8 protein-coding genes and 1 tRNA gene are annotated in these 23406 nt (G+C 65.1%); 4 read left to right on the plus strand and 5 right to left on the minus strand.

The features are described 5' to 3' along the window. Nucleotides 1-127 precede the first annotated feature (127 nt). A complete protein-coding gene (locus BG22_RS07570; RefSeq protein WP_140494580.1) occupies nucleotides 128-9982 on the plus strand; it encodes a type I polyketide synthase in 9855 nt (3284 codons plus the stop codon). A gap of 1584 nt (nucleotides 9983-11566) precedes the next feature. On the opposite strand, the gene BG22_RS07575 is transcribed toward BG22_RS07570, so the two are convergent. From BG22_RS07575 to BG22_RS07595, 5 genes are all read right to left on the minus strand, one after another. Then, nucleotides 11567-13561 carry a glycoside hydrolase family 32 protein gene (locus BG22_RS07575; protein ID WP_140494582.1) on the minus strand — a complete coding sequence of 665 codons (1995 nt, stop codon included), beginning with the start codon at nucleotides 13559-13561 and terminating at the stop codon, nucleotides 11567-11569. A gap of 789 nt (nucleotides 13562-14350) precedes the next feature. Further along, entirely contained in the window at nucleotides 14351-15289 is a 939-nt protein-coding gene (locus tag BG22_RS07580; RefSeq protein ID WP_181163449.1) for a carbohydrate ABC transporter permease, read from the minus strand. A gap of 22 nt (nucleotides 15290-15311) precedes the next feature. Beyond that, nucleotides 15312-16307 (minus strand): carbohydrate ABC transporter permease, encoded by a 996-nt coding sequence (locus BG22_RS07585; protein WP_258186273.1) that lies wholly within the window; start codon nucleotides 16305-16307, stop codon nucleotides 15312-15314. A gap of 24 nt (nucleotides 16308-16331) precedes the next feature. Further along, entirely contained in the window at nucleotides 16332-17690 is a 1359-nt protein-coding gene (locus BG22_RS07590; RefSeq protein WP_140494584.1) for an extracellular solute-binding protein, read from the minus strand. A gap of 282 nt (nucleotides 17691-17972) precedes the next feature. Next, complete coding sequence (locus tag BG22_RS07595) at nucleotides 17973-19046, minus strand: LacI family DNA-binding transcriptional regulator (protein ID WP_140494586.1); 1074 nt, start codon at nucleotides 19044-19046, stop codon at nucleotides 17973-17975. A gap of 607 nt (nucleotides 19047-19653) precedes the next feature. Between BG22_RS07595 and BG22_RS07600 the strand changes: the two genes are divergently transcribed. From BG22_RS07600 to BG22_RS07615, 3 genes are all read left to right on the plus strand, one after another. After that, nucleotides 19654-20109, plus strand: coding sequence for a holo-ACP synthase (locus BG22_RS07600; RefSeq protein WP_140494588.1), 456 nt, complete (start codon nucleotides 19654-19656; stop codon nucleotides 20107-20109). A 165-nt stretch (nucleotides 20110-20274) separates the two neighbouring features. After that, nucleotides 20275-22479 carry an alpha-amylase family glycosyl hydrolase gene (locus tag BG22_RS07605; protein WP_258186274.1) on the plus strand — a complete coding sequence of 735 codons (2205 nt, stop codon included), beginning with the start codon at nucleotides 20275-20277 and terminating at the stop codon, nucleotides 22477-22479. Between the two features lie 321 nt (nucleotides 22480-22800). Then, nucleotides 22801-22874: transfer RNA gene (locus tag BG22_RS07615), tRNA-Gly, on the plus strand. The last annotated feature ends 532 nt before the right edge of the window (nucleotides 22875-23406 follow it).

Raw genomic sequence — 23406 nt, forward strand, 5'->3', positions numbered from 1 at the left:
GCCAAACGCCGCCAAGAGAACGAGCCCATCGCATCAACCCGACAAACGTACCCAACAGAACATATCCATCACACAACGCAACAAACCTACGCAACAAACCAACAACCCAAGGAATCAAAGGAATCACATGACCACCTTCTTCCTCAACCGACTTGCCGACGAACCGCACGCGCTCGCCTTCGCCGGACAATCCACCCCGTGGCCGGTCGCGCTCGCCGACCAGACCGCCGACCCCACCCTCGCCGAGGATCTGCGCAACCATGCGGCGGCCGCGCACCGACTGCTCACGCCGGTCGCCGCCGACCTGCTGGCCACCACCGGACGCCCGGTCGATTTGTTCGGCTTCACGCCGAACCCGGCCCGCCTCGGCGCGGCCGCCGACGCCACGGTCTCCGTCGAAGGCGTGGCGCTGACCCAGCTCGGCGCGCTCATCGACCTCGAACACCTCGGCTACGACGTGCCCGGTGCACGCCCGGCCGCCGTGCTCGGCCACTCGCAGGGCGTGCTCGCCGTGCATATGACCCGCGCCATCCAGGATGCCGGCTCCATCGAATCCGCAGCCCCCGTGCTTGACGAGATCCTGGCCGTCGCGGCACTGATCGGCGCGGCCGGCACCCGCCGCGTGCGCGAACTCGGCCTCGACGCCAAGTCCGGCGAGGCCACGCCGATGCTGTCCGTCAAGGGCGCGACGCTGGCCCAGGTCGAGACGCTGATCTCCCGCGTGAAGGGCACGGGCCGCGCGCTCGGCCCGATCTCCGTCGCCGTCACCAACTCGGACAACCATCATGTGCTCTCCGGCTACCCCGAGGACCTTGCCGCCTTCGCCGTCGCCGCCGAGCGCGAGCACAAGCATCAGGCCAAGCTGCGCGAGGAGAAGCTGCGCGGCGGCGCCGTCTTCAACCCCACCCTCGAATACCTCGAGGTCACCCTGCCGTTCCACTCGCCGCTCATGGCCGAAGCCGTCGAGCAGACCGTGGAGTGGGCCGCGGCCTGCGGCTTCGAGCAGCGCCGCACCCGGGCGCTCGCCGAGGAGGTGCTGCTCAATCATGTGGACTGGGCCGCACGGCTCAAGTCGCTGCTCGGCGAGGTGAACGATCCCGCCAAGTTGTGGATCGTGGACCTTGGCCCGGGCTCCACGCTCGGCAAGCTCATCGGCAACGTGGTGCAGGGCACCGGCGTGGGCGTGGTCGAGGCCACGACGCTCGCCGAACGCGCCGCCCTCTCCACTCTGGAGGGCGAACCCGAGCGCACGCAGAACTGGAAGACGTTCGCGCCGCGCGTGGTGACCACGCCGGCCGGCGACAAGCTCGTCACCAAGTTCACCAAGCTCACTGGCAAGCCGCCGGTGCTGCTGCCCGGCATGACCCCCACCACCGTGGAGCCGGAGATCGTGGCCGCCGCGGCCAACGCCGGATACTGGGCGGAGCTCGCCGGCGGCGGCCAGGTGACCGCCGAGGTGTTCGACCGTCATGTGGCCAAGCTTGAGGAGGAACTCGAGGAAGGCCGCACGGTGGAGTTCAACGCCATGTTCATGGACCGCTACCTGTGGAACCTGCAGTTCGGCTCCTCCCGCATCGTGCCCAAGAAGCGCGCGTCCGGTGCGCCGATCGACGGCGTGGTGATCTCCGCCGGCGTGCCCGAGCTGGACGAGGCCGTGGAACTCATCAAGAAACTGCAGGCGGACGGTCTACCGTACGTGAGCTTCAAGCCCGGCACCGTGGACCAGATCCGTCAGGTGGTGCGCATCGCCAAGGCCGTGGCCCCCACGGTCATCATGATTCAGGTGGAGGGCGGCGAGGCCGGCGGCCACCACAGCTGGGAGGCGCTCGACGACCTGCTGGCCACCACCTATGCCGACGTGCGCGCCTGCGAGAACCTGGTGCTGGTGGCCGGCGGCGGCGTGGGTACGCCCGAACGCGCCGCCGACTACATCTCCGGCCAGTGGGCCCGCGCCTACGGTCTGCCGGACATGCCGGTGGACGGCGTGCTCGTGGGCACCGCCGTGATGACCGCCAAGGAGGCGCACACCAGCCCCGAGGTCAAGCAGCTGCTCGTCAGGACGCCGGGCGTGGCCGGTGCCGGTGATGCCGCGGAGGCCGACGTGTTCGCGCCGCAGGCTGTGCACTGGGTGCCGTCTGGCAAGTCCGTGGGCGGCGTGTCCTCGGGCCTGAGCCACCTGCACGCCGACATCTACGAGCTCGAGAACGCCTCCGCCGCGTGCGGACGTCTGCTCGTGCGCGTCATGAAGCACCCCGAGGAGCTCGACTCCCGTCGCGAGGAGATTATCGAGGCGCTGGACAGGACCGCCAAGCCGTACTTCGGCGACCTGGCCTCGATGACCTACCTCGACTGGGCCAAGCGCTTCGCCGAACTCGCCTTCCCGTGGGTGGACCCCACCTACGTCGATCGCTTCCAGCATCTGCTGCAGCGCATCGAGGCCCGCATCAGCGGCGTGGACTTCGGCGAGTTCACCTCCCGCCTGTTCGCCGCCGACGGCACGTCCGCCGAGGACGCGGCCGCAGCCGGTCTGCTGACCCGCGACGATCTCGCCGCCGACCCTGCGCCGGCGCTGAACAAGTTGGCTGCGGCATATCCGCAGGCCGCTGAGATCACGGTCGTGCCGGCCGATGTGGCCTGGTTCCCGGTGCTCGTGCGCGAATACCCCAAGCCCATGCCGTTCGTGCCGGTCATCGACCACGACCTGCTGCGCTGGTGGGGCCAGGACCAGCTCTGGCAGTCCGAGGACCCGCGCTATTCCGCCGATTCCGTGCGTGCCATCCCCGGCCCGATCTCCGTGGCCGGCATCACCACCGTGGACGAGCCGGTCGCCTCGATCCTCGGCCGGTTCGAGGCCGCCGCGCTCGAGCGCGTCAAAGATGCCGAGCCGGAGGCGGGCGACGAATCCGAGCGCGAGTCTGATGCCGTGGAGACCGCCGAAACATCCGAGGCTGTGGCCGAAGTGTCAGGCAAGGGCAAGTCCAAGAAGGATAAGAAGGGCAAGGCGAAGGGGAAGTCCAAGGACAAGGCCGTGGACTCCGTTGATATTGCGGATTCCACCGAACCGGACGGCGAGTCCGAGCGGCTGTTCGCCGCGCTAGGCGAGGCCGTAAGTGCCGAGGACTTCATCCGCAAGTCCCCGAACATCTCCTGGGTGGGCCACATCACCGACAACCCCGCCTACGGCACCGCGCTGAACGACCCGCACTACGAGATTCGCGCAGTGGACGAGCAGGCTGGCAAGTACGACCTTGACATCCACCTCGACACCTATTGGGACAACGATCCGGACGGCGGCGTGACCAAGCACGCCGTGCGCGACATCGTCATCCCGCTCATCGTCGACGGCACCGAGACCGGTCGCGTGCCGGTCGTCGATCGCGAACGACTCATCCCGGATGTTTACGCGATGCTCGCCGCCACCGCCGGCATCGGCAACACCGCCATCACCGGCGACAAGCTCGTCGCGATGCCGGAGATCGTGGCGGCCGAGGGCAGGCCGTTTGGCGAGGCTGATGCCTCCTACACGCTGTCCGCGAACCTCGGCTTCGACCATGAGGCGGCCACCGGCGGCGCGCTGCCGACGAGCCTCAAGCCCAGCCGCATCGCGCCGGACGCGCTGGTCGGCCCGGCATGGCCGGCTATCTACGCGGCGCTCGGCTCCGTGTCCGTCAAGGGCTACCCGGTCATCGAGGGACTGCTCAACGCCGTCCACCTCGACCACCTCATCGAGCTTGAGGTCACCGAGGAGGAGCTGCTGCGCCATACCGGTGAGACCGTGGCCCTCACCTCCTGGGCCGAGGATTACTTCGAGTCCGCGTCCGGCCGCGTGGTGACCATCCATGTGATCCACACCGCGTCCGACGGCACGCTGCTGGCCCGTGAGACCGAGCGGTTCGCCATTCGCGGGCGCGTCTACTCCGACGCGCTGCCGGCGGATGCGCCCGAGTTCGGTGGTGCCCTTTTGGATAAGGAAGCGGATGACTCCGTCGCTGAACAGTCCACCGGACTGTCCGACTCCTCGCGCGGCCTGCATATGGTACAGGCCACGCCCCGCCGCCTGCTGCGTCGCGTGAAGGTCACCGCCCCCACGGACATGACCGCGTTCGCCCGCACCTCGGGTGACTTCAACCCGATCCACACCTCGGTGCGCGGCGCCCGCATCTCCGGGCTCCAGGCCCCGCTCGTGCACGGCATGTGGCTGTCCGCCACCGCCCAGCACGCGGTGCAGGCCACCGACGCCAAGGGCGCCCACTACGAGATCGCCGGCTGGACGTACAACATGTACGGCATGGTCCAGCTGGGTGATGTCGTTGAGATCTCCGTGGAACGCGTAGGCAAGGTGCGCCACGGCGGCATGACCTTCGAGGTCACCTGCCGTATCGACGGCCAGCTCGTCTCGCGCGGCACCGCACTGATTCGTGCACCCCGTGCGGCCTTCGTCTACCCCGGTCAGGGCATCCAGAAGCAGGGCATGGTGCTCGACGAGCGCGCCAAGTCCGCCGCCGCCCGCGACGTGTGGGAGCGTGCCGACAAGCTCACCCGCGCCAAGCTCGGCTTCTCGATCATCGGCCTCGTGCGCGATAACCCCAAGGAGCTCACCGCCAACGGTGTCACCTACCGTCATCCGGAGGGCCTGCTCAACCTCACGCAGTTCACGCAGGTGGCGCTCGCCACCGTGGCCTTCGCGCAGACCGCCCGTCTGCGCGAGGCCGGCGCCGACATCTGGCCCGCCTACTTCGCCGGCCACTCGCTCGGCGAATACAACGCGCTGTCCGCGTTCGCCGGCGTGATTCCGCTGGAAACCGTGCTGGAGCTCGTGTTCCACCGCGGCTCGACCATGCATCACCTCATCGACCGTGACGCCCAGGGCCGCTCCAACTACCGCATGGGTGCCCTCCGTCCGAACCAGTTCGGCGTGGACGACGCGCACGTCAAGGAGTACGTGGAATCCGTGGCCAAGGCCAGCGGTGAGTTCCTGCAGATCGTGAACTACAACCTCGCCGGCCAGCAGTACGCGATCGCCGGCACGATCGCCGGTCTCAAGGCCCTCAAGGAGGACGCGAACCGTCGTGCCCGCGAGGCGGGCGGCAAGCCGGCCTTCATGCTGGTGCCCGGCATCGACGTGCCGTTCCACTCCACGCTGCTCAGGAAGGGTGTGCCGGAGTTCCGCGACAAGCTCGACGCGTTGCTGCCGCAGCACATCGACTACCGAGGACGTCTGGTGGGCCGCTACATCCCGAACCTCGTGGCCGTGCCGTTCGAGATGACCCGTGAGTTCGCCGCCAAGATCCTCGAGGTGGTGCCCTCCGAGCGTATCCGCGAGGCGCTGGACAACCCGGCCGTGTGGGACTCCTACGCCGCCGACGACCAGAAGCTCGGCCGACTCCTGCTCACCGAGCTGCTGTCCTGGCAGTTCGCATCCCCGGTCCGTTGGATCGAGACGCAGGCGCTGCTGTTCGGCAAGCGCGCGCAGGGCGGACTCGGCGTCGAGGAGTACGTGGAGGTCGGCCTCGGCAACGCGCCGACGCTCGCCAACCTCGGTGCCAAGACCCTGCGACTGCCCGAATTCGCCGGCGACGACGTGACCGTCTACAACGTCGGCCGCGACGAAGGCCGCGTGTACATGACCGATTCCGATTCGCTCGTGCCAGACGACGACGCGGACGAGTCCGCATCGGCCGCGGCTCCCGTGCCGGTCGAGACCGCTCCCGCCGGCGGCTCCGCCGTTGCCAAGCTGGGTTCCGGGGTCGCCAAGCCGGGTTCCGCCGCCTCGGCTCCCCTCTCTGAGGGGAGCGCCGCTGCCTCGGGCCAATCGGACGGCTCCGTCGCCGGACAGTCCACTGGATCATCCAGCTCCTCGCGCGGCCTGCAATCAGGGCAGGTCGCCGGCGCCGCCGTGCCGGACCTCCCCTTCCACGCCTCCGATGCGATCGGTGTGCTCATGGCCTACTCGGCCAAGCTGCGCCTCGACCAGATCGGCAGCAACGACACCACCGACACGCTGACCAACGGCGTCTCTTCGCGTCGTAACCAGCTGCTCATGGACATCAGCTCCGAGCTCGGCGTGGCCAGCGTGGACGGCGCGGCCGAGGCCACGCTCGTCCAGCTTGCCCAGATCGTCAACAAGGCCGCCCCGAACTACAAGCCGTTCGGCCCGGTGCTTGCCGAAGCCTTGCGCGACCGTCTGCGCTCGCTGTTCGGTGCCGCCGGCGTCAAGCAGTCCTACATCCGCGACCGCGTGACCGGCGTCTGGCAGCTTGGCGAGGGTTGGGTGGCCAGCGTGTTCGCCGCGCTCCTGCTCGACACCCGTGAGGGCGCCAGCTCCCGCGGCGGCGACCTCGCCAAACTGCCGACCGCGGCCGTGCAGTCCAAGGCCGAGGCGGACAAGCTCATCGATGCGGCAGTCGAAGCGGTCGCCCAGTTGAAGGGCATCGCCGTCGCACTGCCCACCGCCGGTGGTGCCGCAGGCGGCGCCGTGGTTGATTCCGCCGCGCTCGACGCCTTCGCCGAGAAGGTCACCGGCGCCAACGGCGTGCTCGCCGCCACCGCCCGGTTCGTGCTGGGCGAGCTCGGTGTGGCCATCCCCGCGCCGACTGAAAGCGAGGACGAGAACGCCGCCGTGGTGGCCGCCGTCGATGCCGAGCTCGGTTCCGACTGGCCCAAGCAGGTCGAACCGCGCTTCGACGCCAACAAGGCCATTCTCTTCGACGATCGTTGGGCCTCCGCCCGCGAGGATCTGGCCCGCGCGTTCTACGAGCAGGACGCTTCGGCACTGAACGGCAGCTTCATCGGACTTGGCAAGGCCATCGCAGCCGAGGCCCAGTGGTTCGCCGACCACCTCTCGGCTTCCCTCGCTGAGAGGAGCTCCCGCGCAGCGGGTGAGGGAATCAGCGAGCTCAAGGTCGCCTTCCAGAAGGTCGCCGCCGAAGCGCTTGAACCCGTCTCCTCCGACGCGAACGCCTCCCGCTTCGCGAACGACATCGCCATCGTGACCGGCGTAAGCCCGAACTCGATCGCCGCCCAGGTGGTCGAAGGCCTGCTCGCGGGCGGCGCGACGGTGATCGCCACCTCTCACAGCTTCAAGCCGTCCGTCAAGGCATGGGCCAAGCAGGCCTACCGCGAGCGTGCCACCGGCGACGCCAAGTTGTGGCTGGTGCCCGCGAACCTGTCCAGCTTCCGTGATGTGGACGCTTTGGTGGATTGGGTCGGCACGGTGCAGAAGAAGACCACCGGTGCCACCACCACGATCCTCAAGCCCGCATACGAGCCGACGCTGTTCTTCCCGTTCGCCGCGCCGCCGGTTCACGGCACGCTCGCCGATTCGGGCGAACTGTTCGAATCGCAGGCGCGACTCATGCTCTGGGGCGTGGAGCGCGCGATCGCCGGGCTGTCCAAGATCGGTGCCGACACCGACGTGCAGCATCGCCTCCACGTCGTCCTTCCGGGCTCCCCGAACCGCGGCGTGTTCGGCGGCGACGGCGCGTACGGCGAAGTCAAGTCCGCGTTCGACGCCATCGTCAACCGCGCCCACGCCGAGCGCGTGTGGTCCGACCGCGTCACCTTCGCCCACCCGAAGATCGGCTGGGTGCGCGGCACCGGGCTGATGGGCGGCAACGACCCGCTGGTCGCGGTCGTCGAGCGCCACGGCATCCACACCTACTCCACCGAGCAGATTGCGGTCAAGCTGCTTGACCTGTGCACGGCCGAGTCTCGCGAGGAAGCCGCCAAGCATCCGCTCGACGTGGACCTGACCGGTGGCCTCGGCAGCGAGCCCATCGATATCAAGGCCCTGCGCGCGGAAGCGGAGGCGGACGCCGCTGGATTGGCTCTCTCTGACGCCGCAGCCGTCGAGCCCTCTGCCTCGGCTCCCCTCGCTGAGGGGAGCTCCCGCGCGGCGGGCGAGGGAAGCGGCGCGGCCGTGGCACCGGCCACCCTCAAGGCGCTGCCCACCCCGATCATCGACAGGCAGGCCCCGGTGGACCTTGCCGACTGGCGGGGCGTCACCGCCCGCCCGGAGGACGAGATCGTCATCGTGTCCATCGGCGAGCTGGGCCCGTGGGGCTCCGGCCGCACGCGAGCCCAGGCCGAACTCGGCATCCATCCGGACGGCCGTGTTGACCTCAACGCCGGCGCCGTGCTGGAACTGGCGTGGAACATGGGCTTGGTCACTTGGCAGGACAGCCCGAAGCCGGGCTGGTACGACACGGACGGCAACCTCGTGCCCGAGGAGGACATCGCCGAGCGCTACCACGACGAGGTCGTGGCCCGCTCCGGCATCCGCCCGTTCGAGACCGGCATGGGCGACGACTACAAGGACGGCGCCGACGAGGAGGAGGCCGAGGTCTACCTCGACCACGACGTCACCTTCTCCGTGCCGTCCGAGGAGGTCGCGCGCGAGTACGTCAAGCTGGACGAGTCGCACACCTCCATCGCGAAGGACGACGAGTCCGGCGAATGGAACGTGACCCGCCACGCCGGCTCGATGATCCGCGTGCCGCGCCGCGCCGCCATGACCCGCACGGTCGGCGGCCAGTTCCCGACCGGCTTCGACCCGACCCGTTGGGGCATCCCGGCCTCGATGGTCGGCGACGTGGACGAGATCGCGCTGTGGAACATCGTCACCACCGTGGACGCCTATCTGTCGGCCGGGTTCACGCCCGCCGAGATCCTCCAGTCGATCCACCCCTCGCTGGTGGCCTCGACGCAGGGCACCGGTTTCGGCGGTATGAAGTCGATGCGCAAGCTCTACCTCGACCGTTTCCTGAACCACGAGATTCCGACCGATATCCTGCAGGAGGCGCTGCCGAACGTGGTGGCCGCGCACGTCATGCAGTCGTACATCGGCGGTTACGGCAACATGATCCAGCCCGTCTCCGCCTGCGCCACTGCCGCGGTCTCCCTTGAGGAGGGCGTTGACAAGATCGCGCTCGGCAAGGCCGACTTCGTGGTCACCGGCGCGATCGACGACATCGGCGTGGAATCGGTGATCGGCTTCGGTAACATGAACGCCACCGCCAACTCCGCCGAAATGTACGGCAAGGGCATCGACGCGCGGTTCTTCAGCCGTGCGAACGATCGTCGCCGCGGCGGCTTCCTGGAGTCCCAGGGTGGCGGCACGATCCTCGTGACCCGTGGCGACCTGGCCTTGAAGCTCGGTCTGCCGGTCGCGGCCGTGGTTGGATTCATCCACAGCTACGCGGATGGCGCGCACACCTCGATTCCGGCACCGGGCCTTGGCGCTCTGGCGGCCGGCCTCGGTGGGCGTGACTCGAAGCTTGTGCGCGATCTGGCCGCGCTCGGCGTCACGGCGGACGACATCGCCGTGGTCTCCAAGCACGATACGTCCACCAACGCTAACGACCCGAACGAGTCCGAGCTGCACAACACGCTGGCCCACGCCATCGGACGTGCGGACGGCAACCCGCTGTTCGTGATCTCCCAGAAGACGCTCACTGGCCACGCCAAGGGCGGTGCCTGCATCTTCCAGGTCAACGGTCTGACCCAGCTGTTCAAGTCCGGTGTGATTCCGGCGAACGCTGCCCTCGACTGCGTCGATCCGAAGCTGGCACGCGACGACCACATGGTCTGGCTGCGCCGCCCGCTGCGCATCGGCGGCGGCGAGGACTCGTACGGCCGCGTCACGCCGGGTCGCCCGGTCAAGGCCGGCTTGGCCACCTCGCTCGGCTTCGGTCATGTGAGCGGATTCGTGGCGTTGGTGCACCCCGGTGCCTTCGAGGCCGCTGTGGCCCGTGCGGATGGCGAGGCCGCGCTGGAGGCTTGGCGTGAGCGGGCCAACGCCCGACTGGCCGCCGGTCGCCGCCGCTTCGAGGAAGGCATGATGGGTCGCGCCGCGCTCTACGAGCCGATCGACAACCGTCGCTTCCACGAGGACGGCCGTGGCTACGACCACCACGAGGTCGAAAAGGCGATGCTGCTGAATCCCGATGCTCGCCTTGGCGAGTCCGGCTTCTACGAAGCCTGACTTCAGGCTTTTGAGGGTCTGACGGTCTGATCGTGGGACAATGGTCCGCGCATCTATTGCTGATGCGCGGACCATTTTGATATATGGAATGTGTTGGTCCGAATCTCAGAACGGTTGCGGTACGATTTGAGGATTTCGGGCTTTTTGGCGCATCGTACCGCGCGCGTTTCGAACGTGAATCCGGACGTGTGCGCAGGATTGGCGGAATTCCGGGCTTTTGTAGATGGCGGTTGCGGTACGAAACGCCGAAAACCCCTGAATCGTGCTGTCGTACCGCGCCACTGCGGTACGACACGTCAAAATACCGATTTTCCCGCATCGTACCGCGATGGCATCGCGATGATGCCGCCGAATGATAATGATTCCGATGCGTGGTGTAGGCCTACATGGGGCTTGTATCCGTGATGGCCTGCTGCGTTCGGCAAGATGACATGATGGGTGGCCTCCGGTGGGTCGCCGGACGAGGTGCGCGTGAGGGGCATCTGCATTACAAGAGGCTGCCCGATCCGGTGAATCTCGATTGGATTACCGTGATGATTGCATTTGCGTTTGCGATTCGCTTCCGGACCAGCCCCTCGTAGCGCAGATACACCCCATTGCGGATGGGGATCGCATTGATGCAGGGCTGTCCATGGGAGCCCGCTCGGATTGCGCCGCAGCGAGGGGGCGGAATGCGAGCCTAGTGGTCCGTCTCTCAATTGTTTGAGTGGTATCGGCCCTCTCTGATGAGGAGGCTGTCATCGAAGCTGACTGTGGGAGAGGAAAAGTTGAACCCCTCAATTATTTAGAGACAGACCACTAGCGGTGCAAAAGGCTCGATTGGCGTTCGCTATGCGGTGTGCGATGAGGCGATCGCGTTTCCGTAATGATGTGGATTGCTCAATAACCAGTGGCTGTTCGGTGTCGGGTGTAGAAGTTTCTACGCGGTGTGTGTGTGTTGAAACAGGTCCCAGATCCTCGCGGGCACTTCCAGATTGTCCTCAGCGCGGTGTGTGCGATGAAAACGGGTCGATTTAGATAGGGTATCTGCGTTGTGAGGGGTACTTGGGGCGGTTTGCGGAGAGGTAACTGCTTTGCAAGGGGTACCTGATGGGCGATATGGCGAGTAGGAATGCCGTCGTTGCAACGCTCGTACTTGGCATATGTACGATTAGGTACCCCTTGCAAAGCAGATAGGTCTCCGGGAAGCGGCGAAAGTACCCCTTGCAACGCAGATATCGCAGATATCCCGCTTGAATGGGCTCGAATTGGGGCAGCAAGGGGCTGGTCAGTAGCTGAACGCCGCGAAGATGCCGGTTATGCTGCGATTCGAATACAGACCAGCCCTCGTGACGTGGCCATCTCGCTCGAACAGGCTCGAATCGGGCGTATCTGCGTTACGAGGGGCTGGTCGCTCCGGCTAATCCCGCCGGGAATGCCACGAAGACGCCAGTTGTGCTTGTTATTCGGATGCGGACCAGCCCCTCGTAACGCAGATAGGCGATTGACAGGCGATTACGTTTCCTCGATACGGCTGATGGGCGCCCGCCGAGAGCGGACGCCCATCCTGATAAGCGCGTGTGCGGTGCTGTGAGCTGAGCAAGACTAACGCGCGCTACGCAGTTCACGCACGACGGCCGAACCGGCGAGCCCGCTGATGGCCGTCTCGGTCCTGAAGTCCGGGGCGTTGACGTTGTCGCAGTCGAAGAGAATTGCGCCTGCATCCTCGCCGTCGTTGACGAACACCTCGGCCACGCCGTGATCGTAGAACACCTCCACCCGCTCCACGCGCTTGGTGGCGGAAACGTAGTCGAAACCGTCGGTCGGCAATCCAGTGGTGGTCAGATGCACCGCGGTGCCGTCGCTCGTCAGACGCAGTGTGGCGTCGGCGACTGTGCCGTCCGGCTGGGTGCGAACGCCGGAGACCAACGTCATCGAGAACGCCGAACCGGCTTTGGGGTGGATGTCCGCATAATACGCGTGACTGGGCGCTGCGAACCGCCGGGTTTCAGCGTCGGTGGCTGCTGCGCCATTTGCGGTGCCATCCGCGCTGCCATCTGCGGTGTTGTTCGTGATGCCGTTCGCAGCCGCGGAGTCCTTGACCGAAATCTCACCCAGCACGTCGCCGATCAGCAGGTCGTAGACCTCCTGAACCGGTCGGGACGTCAGACGGCCGTCCGCCACATGCAGCTCGCGCGGCAGGCTCATCACGCCGTTGGCGTAGTCGTCGCGCTTGATGCGCACGCCGAACCAGTCACACAGCCAGCCGATGGCGATACGGCGGTCTACGGGGGTGCCGTCCGCCGCCGCATGACGGTCGCGGAATGACTGCACCGCGTAGTAGCAGGAGCCGAAATCGCACCAACCGGTATGGTCCACGCGGAACTTCGGGGCATCCGCCGTGTCGCCGGCGATGGCGCCCGTGTACCAGCGGATGGGCTGGAACCGTCCGGAGGCGTCACGCAGCTTCATCACGGACCCGATTGTCACGGCCGTGCCGCCGAGCGAGAAGGCGTCCGGACACTCGTACGTGTACGTTTCGGGCAGGCCGGTCTCGAACAGCAGCGGGCCGGCATAACGCCATTCGGCCTTGTCCAGATCGGTGTCGGTGGCACGGAACAGGGCAAGTGCCGACGTGCGCGTCAGGTCGGGCTGCCACTGGCCGGCATTGTCGAACGGTGAATCGGCGTACCAGAAGGATTCATGGTTCGCAGGTACCGGGGCGGAACCGTCCTCGCCGATGGCGGGTGCCTGTTCGGACGGCAGGTTGCTGGCCACCACGATGGTCGGCGTTCCGGCCAGCGCCGTGCCGTCGAACAGGGTGTCATCGATCTTCGGGTCGCGGAAGTCACGGCCCATGTCTTCCGAAGGGCGGCGGATCACCGTGGTCTCCGGGCTGAAGGTCAGCCCGTCGGTGCTGATGGCCGTCGTCTGTGTCTCCTCCACGGAATCGTGGTCTCCACGGCGCTCCCAATGACGGGTCAGGTAGATGCGGATGGCGCTCGCTTCGTCGCCCGGCACGATACGGCCGTCGGCGTCCACGGTGACGGCCGAACCCGAGAACGCGCCGCCGGCGAGCTTCGGGTCACGCGGCAGGTCGTCCTGCGGCAGCAGCGCGATCGGCAGGTCGGTCCAGTGGAGGAGGTCGCGGCTCACGGCATGGCCCCAATGCATGTTGTCCCACTGCCAGCCGTACGGGTTGAACTGATAAAAGAGGTGATAGTGTCCCTGGAAGCGGCACAGGCCGTTGGGGTCGTTCATCCAGTGCTGCGCCGGCTCGAAGTGGGCGCGCGGGCGGTGCGCGGCGGCGCGCGTGTCCGGCGTGACGATGCGGATGCCGCGCTCCAGCAGGTTTTCGCCGCCGGACAGGTAGGCGAAGCCCAATGTGAGACCGTCGATATGCAGGGTGTAGTGCTCGGCGGGGTCGATGGGCAGGATGATGCGCTTGCGACGCTCGGCGGCGTCGAGATGCGCCTCAAGCGGCGACACGTTCGGATTCGCGGGAGTAAGCCGCAGGGTGGCGGGGGTGTTGCCGTCGCCGTGGTATTCGGCGAACGCCTCGAACGAGGTGTAGCCGTCGGCGTTGATGATGTTGGTCATGGGAACATACTCCTTGAGGTCGGGAATACGGCAAAATCAGGATTGTCGACGGGCGCGTCGTGGTCGTCGGCGCGGTTTGCCGTGGTGGGATGGGTTCGATTGCGGTTGGGGTGGATGGTCAGGCGGGGTGGATGGCCAGATGGGTGACGCGGGGGTGACGTGCCAGCCGATGTGGCTGAGCTGGATGGTTAGGTGGGGTAAGGGTGACGTGCCCGCCGGTGTGGTCGGGGCGGATTGGATAGGGATTGTCGGGTAATGGTATGCACCGTCCGAATATGGGTTATGCCGGATGGGTGAAAAAGGGAAAGCCCATCCGGCAAGTATTGATTTGTGGCGAGGCTGGGGCCGTTGACCTTGGGCTCCTTCAGTCAGCTTCGTTGACAGCTCCCCTCGGAGACGGGAGCCGAGGCGTGGCCCGGAGATTAGGGGAGGTTGGTCTTTGGCGAGGCTGGGGCCTCTCGGTCTGAGGCTCGCTTGGTCTGGGGCTCCCCTCAGTCGCCTTGCTGACAGCTCCCCTCAAAGAGGGGAGCCGAATTCGCAGTTCAGGATTAGGGGAGGTCCGTCTTCGGCGAGGCTCAATTCTGCAATTACGGACTCGCCTCTGGCGAGACTCAGTGCTACCTCGCGACTGTCGTCGCTCGGCTGAGCCTAAAAACAGTCCACCGGACTGTTTTCTTAACGGCTCAGTCCGCAATTACGGACTCGCCTCTGGCGGGTATTGCCTTTGCTTGACTGTCGTCTCGCTCAGGCTGAGAGTCGTCGAAAGCCCACTGGGCTTCCTTTGGACTCTCAGCCCTTTACTCCCGAGGAGGCGATGGAGCTGACGAACTGCTTTTGGAAGAGGACGAAGACGATGATGATCGGAACGGTGATCAGCGAGCTGTAGGCCATGATCTGGCCCCAGGAGGTGGTCATCTGCTGGAAGTACTGCACGCCGATCATCACGGGCCTGAGGTTCTCGGACTGCACCACCATGAGCGGCCAGACGTACTGGTTCCACATCGGCAGGAAGCTCAGGATCACCACGGTGGCGGTGGCCGGGCCGGACAGCGGCATCACGATGCGCGAGTAGATGCGGAACCAGCCGGCGCCGTCCACGCGGGCGGCCTCGTTGAGGTCCTTCGGAATCGTCTCGAAGTACTGCATGTACAGGTACACGGAGAAGGCGTTGGCGATGAACGGCACGATCTGCACCGGCAGAGTGTCGATCCATCCACGGGTGAAGTACAGGCCGAACTGGTCCACCACCGGGCGCGGCAGCTGGTTGACCCACCACAGCAGCGGGATCGCGTACGTCTCGAACGGCACCATGAGCGTGGCAAGGATGAACGTGAAGATGACCTTCTTGCCGCGCACCTCGAGACGCTGGATGGCGAAGGCCGCCATCGAGTTGACGATCACGCCGAGCACCACGGTCACCACGGTGATGATCACCGAGTTCATGAGGAAGGTGGCTGCGGGCACGCGGGTGAAGACCTGCGCGTAGTTCTCGAGCGAGATGTGGCCGACCGGCAGGAACGCCTTGATCGAGCCCAGGTCGGCCATGATCTCGTCGTCGGGCTTCAGGGAGCTGACCACCATGAAGATCAGCGGGAAGGAGAACAGGCAGGCGAACAGGATGCGCACGATCCAGCCGCCCACGGACAGCCGGTTGTGCTTGTAGGCCACTTTCTTGGATTCCTTCGCCGCGCGCTTGTCGTGCGCGGCCATGGTCGTTGCGTTGCTCATCGTAAAATCCTTCTCTCGTCTCTTACTTCTCGCGGGTCAGGTGCCGCTGGATGCCGGTGATCACCATGATGATGCAGAAGAACACAAGAGTGATCGCGGAGGCGTAGCCCATCTCCTGCTGCTGGAAGCCGGAGCGCACGGCCTCGAAGACCACGGTGGTGGTGGCGTCGCGCGGGCCGCCCTGGGTCATCACGTTAATCTGCGTGAACAGGCTCATCGCGGCGATGGTGATGGTGATGAGGATCATGTTGCGCGTGGAGCGCAGGCATGGCCAGGTCACGTTCTTGAACTGCTCCCAGGCGCTGCAGCCGTCCAGTTCGGCGGCCTCGTACAGCTCGCCGGGGATGGTCTGCAGGCCGGACAGCCAGATGAGCATGTGCTGGCCCACGGCCTGCCAGATGGACATCACGATGATGGCGCCCATCGCGGTACGCGGGTCGTTGAGCCAGTCCACGGCCTGCCAGTGACCGAAGGTGAGCTTGGCCATCACCTGATTGAGCATGCCGTCGTTCTGATAGATGAACATCCACAGCAGCGAGACCACCACCATCGAGGTCACCACGGGCAGGAAGTAGACCGTGCGGAAGAACACGGAGGAGCGCACCTGCTTGTTGATGAGCACGGCGAGCAGCAGTCCGAGGCCCGCCTGCACCGGCACGACGACCACGGCGAACACCACCACGTTGCGCAGCGCGAACCAGAACGTCGGGTCGGAGAACAGTCGGGTGAAGTTCTCGATGCCGATGAACCGGGTGGGGTTCGGGCTGATCGTGCGGGCATTGGTGAACGCCAGACCGAAGGCCAGCAGCACGGGGATGCCGATGAACAGCAGCAGAAGGATGGATGCGGGCAGCAGCATCGCCCAGCCTACGGCGTTCTCGTGGCGCTGTTCGGCGGTGCGCTTGTGCCGGGTCGGTGCGGGTGCGGGTGTGGCGACGGGCGTTGCGACGGGTGCGTCGGAATGCCCGTCGATTGCGGCGTTCGTGGCGCTCGCGGAGGTTGCGGTTGCGTTGGTCATGATGATTCCCTCTCAGTTCTCCGGTCAGTTCTTCCGGTAGCCGTCGGCGCCTTGGATGTTGCCGTCGATGTGGTTGACCGCCTTGTCGAGCCAGGTGTCCACGTCGGCGCCGTTCATGATGTCACCGATGGTCTTGCGGAACTCGGTGGAGATGAAGTTGTAGGCCGGGGTCTCCGGGCGCATCTTGACGTACTTCTTCGAGATTTCGGTGAAGATCTGCATGTCGCCGCCGTCCGAGAACTCGGGCACGAGCTTCTGCGCGCCTTCGGTGGTCGGGATGTTCATGCCGGCCTTGGCTATGTTGGCGACGTACTTGTCCTGCAGGGAGAAGCGGATGTAGTCCTGTGCCGCGGCCTTGTTCGGGCAGGACTGGGTCATGCCCACGGTCCAGGAGCCGCCGCCGGTCACCGAGCCGTGGCCGAAGTCGGTCATCGGCATGACCACGATGTCGTCGTAGTCCTTGGCGTACTTCTTGAAGGTGCTCATCGACCAGATGCCGCCGTAAAGCAGTCCGGACTTGTTGTTGACGAAGTCGAGCGCGGTGTCCGAGCCGCCCTTGGAGGAGATGTAGCCCTTGGCCACGAGGTCGCGCATCCAGCGGGCGAATGCCTTGCCCTCTTTGCCGTTGAGCACGCCGTCGGCGCTTTGGTAGCCGTCGCGGTTGATCAGATCGCCGCCGAATGACTGCAGAATCGGAGCATAGGCGTAGGCATACCATTCGCTTTTGTTGTCGGCGGTGCCGATTTCGAACGGGTAGGTCCATTCGCCGCTGGCCTTGAGCTTGGCGAGCGCGTCGTCCATCTCGGCCTTGGTCCACGGTTCGTCCACGGTGGCCACGCGGATGCCGAGCTTGTCGAGCACGGATTTGCGGGCGAACAGGGCCACCGTGGCGTCGAAGTAGCCCACGGTGTACAGGTCGCCGTTCCAGGTGCCCTTGCCGGATTCCATGAGGTCGTCGGCGCGTTCGAGCAGCGCCTCGTCGGTGAGCGGCTCGAGGATGCCGGCCCACGCCCAGTACGGGGTGTTCGGCTGGTCCACGTCCACCAGGCACGGCAGGTTGTTCGCGGAGGATGCGGAGATGATGGAGTCGTTGTACGAGCTCTGCGGGAAGGCTTGCAGCTTGACCGTGGCCTTCTTGTCGGGGCTGGCGTTGTAGTCGTCGATGATTTGCTGGATGCCGGCGAGCTCGGCCTCGCTGCCGGCCGAATGCGTCCAGATGGTGATTTCGTTGGCGTTGGCCTTCGCCGCCGCGCGAGCCGCCTCGCCGCAGCCGCCCACGGTCGCGAGGCTCGCGATGGCAAGCGTCGCGGCGAGTGCGCGGGTGACCGTGCGGTTTCTGGCGGTGCGCCTTGCGGCGGATGCGCGCCTGATGGTGTGGGGCATGATGCTCCTCCTTCTTTTCTTGTTCTTCCTTGAATGGTGAGGGGTAAGTTGTGTTGGGTGTCGAACCGGTTCGATGTTGGAATGTGGACGGTTCGGATGGATAGGTGGTTCGAGTGTGAGGCAGGCGGGTGGGCCGGGAGTGGCTCAGGCGGGTGGGCCAGGCTCGTGGACCGGCTCTTTGCCGAAGGAACCGGGAAGGCGTGGGTAGACGGGGATTCCGGGGATTCAGAATGGGCTATCGCTCAGGCTGGCCACGCACGGGCTGGCCCGCGCGCGGCCAGCCTATGTGCGCTGCGGCCTCATCCAGGACTGTTTGATTCTCAGCTTGCAGTCCAGCTTCGCCGCGTGGTCGGTGAGCGGAGGCAGCGGCACGCGGTCAACGGGATAGCCCTCCTTCGGGAACGGCGCGATCTCGGCCCCTTCAATCATCGAGACCAGCTTGCCCACGGCCCAGTAACCCATCTCGTAATGCGGCAGCTCCACGGTGGACAGCGGCGGGTCGAGCGCCTCGGCGATGACCTGATGGTTGTCCACGCCCACCACGGCGATGTCCTTGCCAATCGCCAGCCCGCGGCGGATGGCCTCCGTGTAGATGCTCCACGCGCGCGTGTCGTTGAAGCAGAAGAACCCATCCACATCGGGATGACGGTCGAAGAACGCGGGCATGCGGGCCGCCGCGTCGCTGCCGGACTCCACGTTGATCATGAGTTCGGGGTCGAACGGTATGTCGTGCGCGGCGAGGGCGTCCACGTATCCCGAGATGCGGCCCGGCTGGGCGATCATGTTGTGGATGGTGCCCACGTAGGCGATGCGCCGGCATCCGGCGTCGATGAGATGGCTGGTGGCCTTGAAGCCGATGCTGTGCTCATCGGGCACGATGCTGGGCGCGTCATCGGTGGCGTCGGTCGAATCGGCGACGACCACCTTGCAACCGCGCAGGGACTGCGGCAAGAGGGTGCGTTGGTTGAACATGCGCGCGTAGATGAATCCGTCGGTGCCGTACTGCTTGAGCGCCAGGATCTCGCGGTCGGAACCGGTGCTCTTGCCTCCGTTGCTGATGCCGACGGTGATGAGCAGGTATCCGAGGGCGCGGGCGGCGTCCTGCGCGCCTTCGATCATGCGGCCGGCGAACGGCGTGGTGGCCACCTCGTCGCTGAGGAACGCGATGATGCGACTGCGGTTGGTGCGTAGGCCGCTGGCGAGTCGGTTGGTGCGGTAGCCGAGTCCTTCGGCGATGCCGCGTATACGCTCGGCCACTTCGGGACTCACGCGTCCGGCGTCATGCCCGTTGAGCACCAGCGAGACCGTGGAGATGGATACGCCGGCTTGGGTGGCGATGTGCTTCATCGTGACCATGCGTTCCCTCCTTGTGGCTGCTTTCGTGTCTGCTCGCGTCTGGTTGCGGTTGCCGGGCGTGCGCTGGTGGTGCGCCGGTGTCCGCGCCGGTCTTGCGGTCTTGCGGTCGTGCGGACCGCTGGCGGGCCTCGAATGTGGGTGTACGGGCTGTTGGTTGGTTATCGGTGCCGTGCGGCGTTGCGGTGGCTTGCGCGGCCTTCGTTGGCTTGTTTGTTGTTAACCAAGTTAAGACGTCAAACGTTTGACTACAAAATGTGTCATTGTCGAGTGTTGCCTTGAATTTCAACGGTTATTTGATTCGTTCTTGCAGGTCAACAATTTGACTGACGTGGGTGGTGTGGTCGGGTTGGAGTGTGATGGTTGGTTGGATTGAAGTGTGCTGACCGGGTCATGCATACCGCCACCGCTTTCGCGCAGTACGAAGAAGGCTCGAGTGTGCGGGCTGTGGTGCAGCCCGGGATGCGTGACCAGGGCAGGCTGACGAAGCGGGCGGACGGCGGCGGCGGTCATCGTGCGTAATCGTGATCGCGCCGCTGCGGCGACCGTCGTTCCGGTTATTGTCATGTAGGTAAGTGTCGTAGTGGATTTCTGCCGATGAGAGGTGCGTATGGGTGTGTGCGGATTGGGCCATGACGTGGTGGATGTATCGGCGTTCGCGACGCAGCTCGCCGAGCCGGGCACGCGCATGCGCGCGCTGTTCTCGGTGCGTGAGGTCCGTCAGGCGTCCGAACGGGCGCGGTCCAAGGGCGACGGCGAGGCCGTGCATCTGGCCGCCAAATGGGCCGGCAAGGAGGCGTTCCTCAAGGCGTGGTGTGAGGCGCTGGGGTCGGCCGACTATCCGTTCACGCTGGACGACTTCCCGTGGCGCGAGGTCGAGGTCCTTGATGATTCGCACGGTGTGCCGCATGTGATGCTCTCCGGTGAGGTCGCGCTCGCGTTCAGAGATGGGGTTGTTGCGCGCCGGGGAGCGGATGCGGGCGTAGCGGCGATCCCGTCCGTCCATATTTCACTGAGCCATGATGGTCCGGTCGCCTCCGCCGTGGTGATCATTGACGTTGGCTGATGTTGCGCTTTTGCGCTCTTGTATTCCTGCGTTTTTCTTTTCTGTGTTCTTGCATTCCTGCCATTCCGGCGTGCCGCGATTGCCGGTATCGAACCGGTTTGATATCGTGTATCCCAACACGCCGGCGACGGATACCGGCGGACAACAGGGACGAAGGAGTTTCCTATGGCTCAAGGTGAGTCAACGCATCAGGCCAAGTCGAACCGCGCAGCCAAGCGTGGCGTCAATGCGACGATTGCGGGTGCCGTGGGCGGTGCTGTCAGTGGTGCCAAAACGGGTGTGCGCGCGACCAAGTCGCAGGTCGCTCCGGCTGCGTCAGTCGGTGTGACGCCTCAACCGCGGAAAACGAGCCGAGCCGCCAAATCCGTCAAATCCGCGGCCGGCACCGTCAAGGCGGCGGCGACCCGTGTCGCCAATCGTGCCGCCGGGAAGCGCCCGGCCCGTGCCGCCGCAAGCCCGGTGTTCGCCGCCCGTCTTGAGTCCCGTAAGGCCGAACTCGAGCGCCTATTCATGAGCCTGTACGACGATCACGACGCCTTCAACGCGCTCGTCGCGCGCATGGCCGAGGCGTACGCCGACCGCCCCGCCGATCTCAAGCGTCTCGACAAGGCCCGCGAGCAGGACCCGGAGTGGTACAAGCGCGGCGACATGTTCGGCATGACCATGTACACCGATCTGTTCGCCGGCGATCTCAGGAAGCTCGCCGACAAGATCCCGTACCTCAAGGAGCAGAAGCTCACCTACCTGCACCTCATGCCGCTGCTCACGATGCCGCATCCGAACAACGACGGAGGGTATGCGGTCGAGGACTTCGACACCGTCGATCCCAAGCTTGGCACCAACGAGGACCTCGCGAACCTCGCCAGGAAGCTGCGCCGCGCCGGCATCAGCCTGTGCATCGACTTCGTGATGAACCACACCGCGTCCTCGCATCGCTGGGCCAAGGCCGCACAGGCCGGCGACCCGGAGTACCAGGACTACTACTTCTGCTACGATGACCGCACCGTGCCGGACGAGTATGACGCGCACGTACCGCAGGTCTTCCCGAATACGGCACCCGGCAACTTCACCTGGAACGAGCAGATGGGCAAATGGGTCATGACCCAGTTCTATCCGTTCCAGTGGGACCTCAACTATCGCAATCCCAAGGTTCTGGTGGCGATGCTGGGCAGCGTGATGCATCTGGCGAACCTCGGTGTGGAGGTGTTCCGCATCGATGCCGTGCCGTACATCTGGAAGGAGCTGGGCACCAATTGCCGCAACCTGCCGCAGGTCCACACCATCGTGCGTATGCTGCGCATCGTGCTCGAATGCGTCTGCCCCGCCGTGGTGCTCAAGGGCGAGGTGGTCATGGCGCCGAAGGAACTCGCCGCGTACTTCGGTACGCCCGAGGCTCCCGAATGCCACATGCTGTACAACGTGTCCATCATGGTAAACCTGTGGAGCGCGCTCGCCAGCCGCGACGTGCGCCTGCTCAAGGCCCAGATCGACAAGCTCGACGCCCTGCCCGAGAACTGCTGGTTCGTCAACTACCTGCGTTGCCACGACGACATCGGTTGGGGGCTGGATGAGGACGTGGAGCGTGAGCTCGGCATCGACCCGCTCAAGCACAAGGAGTTCCTGTACCACTTCTACGAGGGCGCGGTGCCTGGCAGCTGGTCGATGGGCGAACTGTACAACTATGACGCCGTCACCCGAGACGCCCGCAGCTGCGGCACCACGGCCTCGCTGACCGGCATCGAGCGGGCGATCATTACGCACGACCGGCCCCTGCTGGAGACCTCGATTAAGCGTGACCTGCTCATGCACCAGACGATGGCGTTCCTGCGCGGGTTCCCGATGCTCAACTGCGGCGACGAGATCGGGCAGCTCAATGGCTGGGATTACAAGGACGATCCGGATCGTGTGGAGGACAGCCGCAATCTGCATCGGTCGAAGTTCGACTGGACCGCCGCCGCATTGCGCAAGAAGTCCGGTACGCTGCAGAACCGTCTATGGCGTGGCATGGAAGGACTGCGCGAGGAGCGTCACGACCCGTGCTTCGCGCCGGATGCGTGGGTGAGTACGTGGGATACGTTCAATGATTCCGTGCTTGCCGTGGTCCGTAAGGTGGATGGCGCGGGTGACGGGGTTGACGCGGGTGGTGCTGGTGTCGCCGGTGTCGCGGCTGGCGGGGCTGCGGCCCGCGTGGATGCCGCTGGTGTGGATGTGGTCGGCGCGGATACCGGTTCGGCAGGCGCCACGCTGGTGGGCCTGTTCAACTTCTCCGACGAGCCCCAGCACACGCACCTCAACGCCAGTGACGGCATCATCGCCGAACCGTTCGACGTCGATCTCGAGCCGTACGAGGCCCGGTTCGTGCGGCTGTGAGGCGTGCGTGGACTGAGTCGGATTGCGCTGACTGCGCGGTGCCTTTCGTGGGGTCCTGGCAGACGGTAAGTACGCGTCTCGTCGAAGGTCGCGCGTACTTACCGTCTCTATTGGGCTCATCAGGGACGGTAAGTACGCGACTGCTTCGTTACGCCGCATACTTACCGTCTGCTGTGACCGTGTTGGAGACGACGAGTGCGCGATTGCCCTGTCATTCCGCATACTTACCGTCTGCCGATGAGCTCCATTATGCTCGCCGCCGGTTGCGACGCCCGAAGAAATGTGTATAATGGCCCAAGTCGCCAAAAGCGACGACCACACGCGGATGTAGCTCAATGGTAGAGCCTCAGTCTTCCAAACTGATTACGCGGGTTCGATTCCCGTCATCCGCTCCACTCGAAAAGGCTGGAAACCCAACGATTTCAAGGGTTTCCGGCCTTTTGTGTATCTGCTTGCAACGCCGCATACTGCTGCGCCATGATGCAAAATCAAGCGCAGAAAGGCAAGATAGGGCGACCAATAGGGCGACTAATAGGGTCGCCTCTGACCGACAGTTAGGAAGAGGCGTTGAAGCCCACATCGAACAAGATATCGGAACCGAATGTGGTTGTTGGGTGTTAATGATGAATCGCTGAGTGACTACTACTACGTAGCGGGTGTTGATGCCTTATAAATAGCGTAATGGCGCGGTCTCATCTGCTTGATGACGCCGGATTCGTAGGGGACAGCTTCATCGGGGAGAAGTGCACCTCGCCGCCTACGAGGATTCCCGCAATCTCGCTTCCAACATCGACGAATGACGCGAGCATGGGGCATCCAGAAATCAGGACTGGTTCAAAACCATTGGAAACATTGACTTAGACCATTCCCTGACGTCGGGAAAATAATCGGGAATGATTTCAATCGTCTAGAATTTATACTGTTTAT

Origin of the sequence: Bifidobacterium sp. UTBIF-78 (assembly GCF_006408945.1) — a bacterium.
Classification (GTDB): domain Bacteria; phylum Actinomycetota; class Actinomycetes; order Actinomycetales; family Bifidobacteriaceae; genus Bifidobacterium; species Bifidobacterium myosotis.

Coding starts and splice junctions, on each gene's coding strand:
- BG22_RS07600 (WP_140494588.1), top strand. CDS start 19,654: ATGGGTGTGTGCGGATTGGGCCATGACGTGGTGGATGTATCGGCGTTC.
- BG22_RS07585 (WP_258186273.1), bottom strand. CDS start 16,307: ATGACCAACGCAACCGCAACCTCCGCGAGCGCCACGAACGCCGCAATC.
- BG22_RS07590 (WP_140494584.1), bottom strand. CDS start 17,690: ATGCCCCACACCATCAGGCGCGCATCCGCCGCAAGGCGCACCGCCAGA.
- BG22_RS07580 (WP_181163449.1), bottom strand. CDS start 15,289: ATGAGCAACGCAACGACCATGGCCGCGCACGACAAGCGCGCGGCGAAG.
- BG22_RS07575 (WP_140494582.1), bottom strand. CDS start 13,561: ATGACCAACATCATCAACGCCGACGGCTACACCTCGTTCGAGGCGTTC.
- BG22_RS07595 (WP_140494586.1), bottom strand. CDS start 19,046: ATGGTCACGATGAAGCACATCGCCACCCAAGCCGGCGTATCCATCTCC.
- BG22_RS07605 (WP_258186274.1), top strand. CDS start 20,275: ATGGCTCAAGGTGAGTCAACGCATCAGGCCAAGTCGAACCGCGCAGCC.
- BG22_RS07570 (WP_140494580.1), top strand. CDS start 128: ATGACCACCTTCTTCCTCAACCGACTTGCCGACGAACCGCACGCGCTC.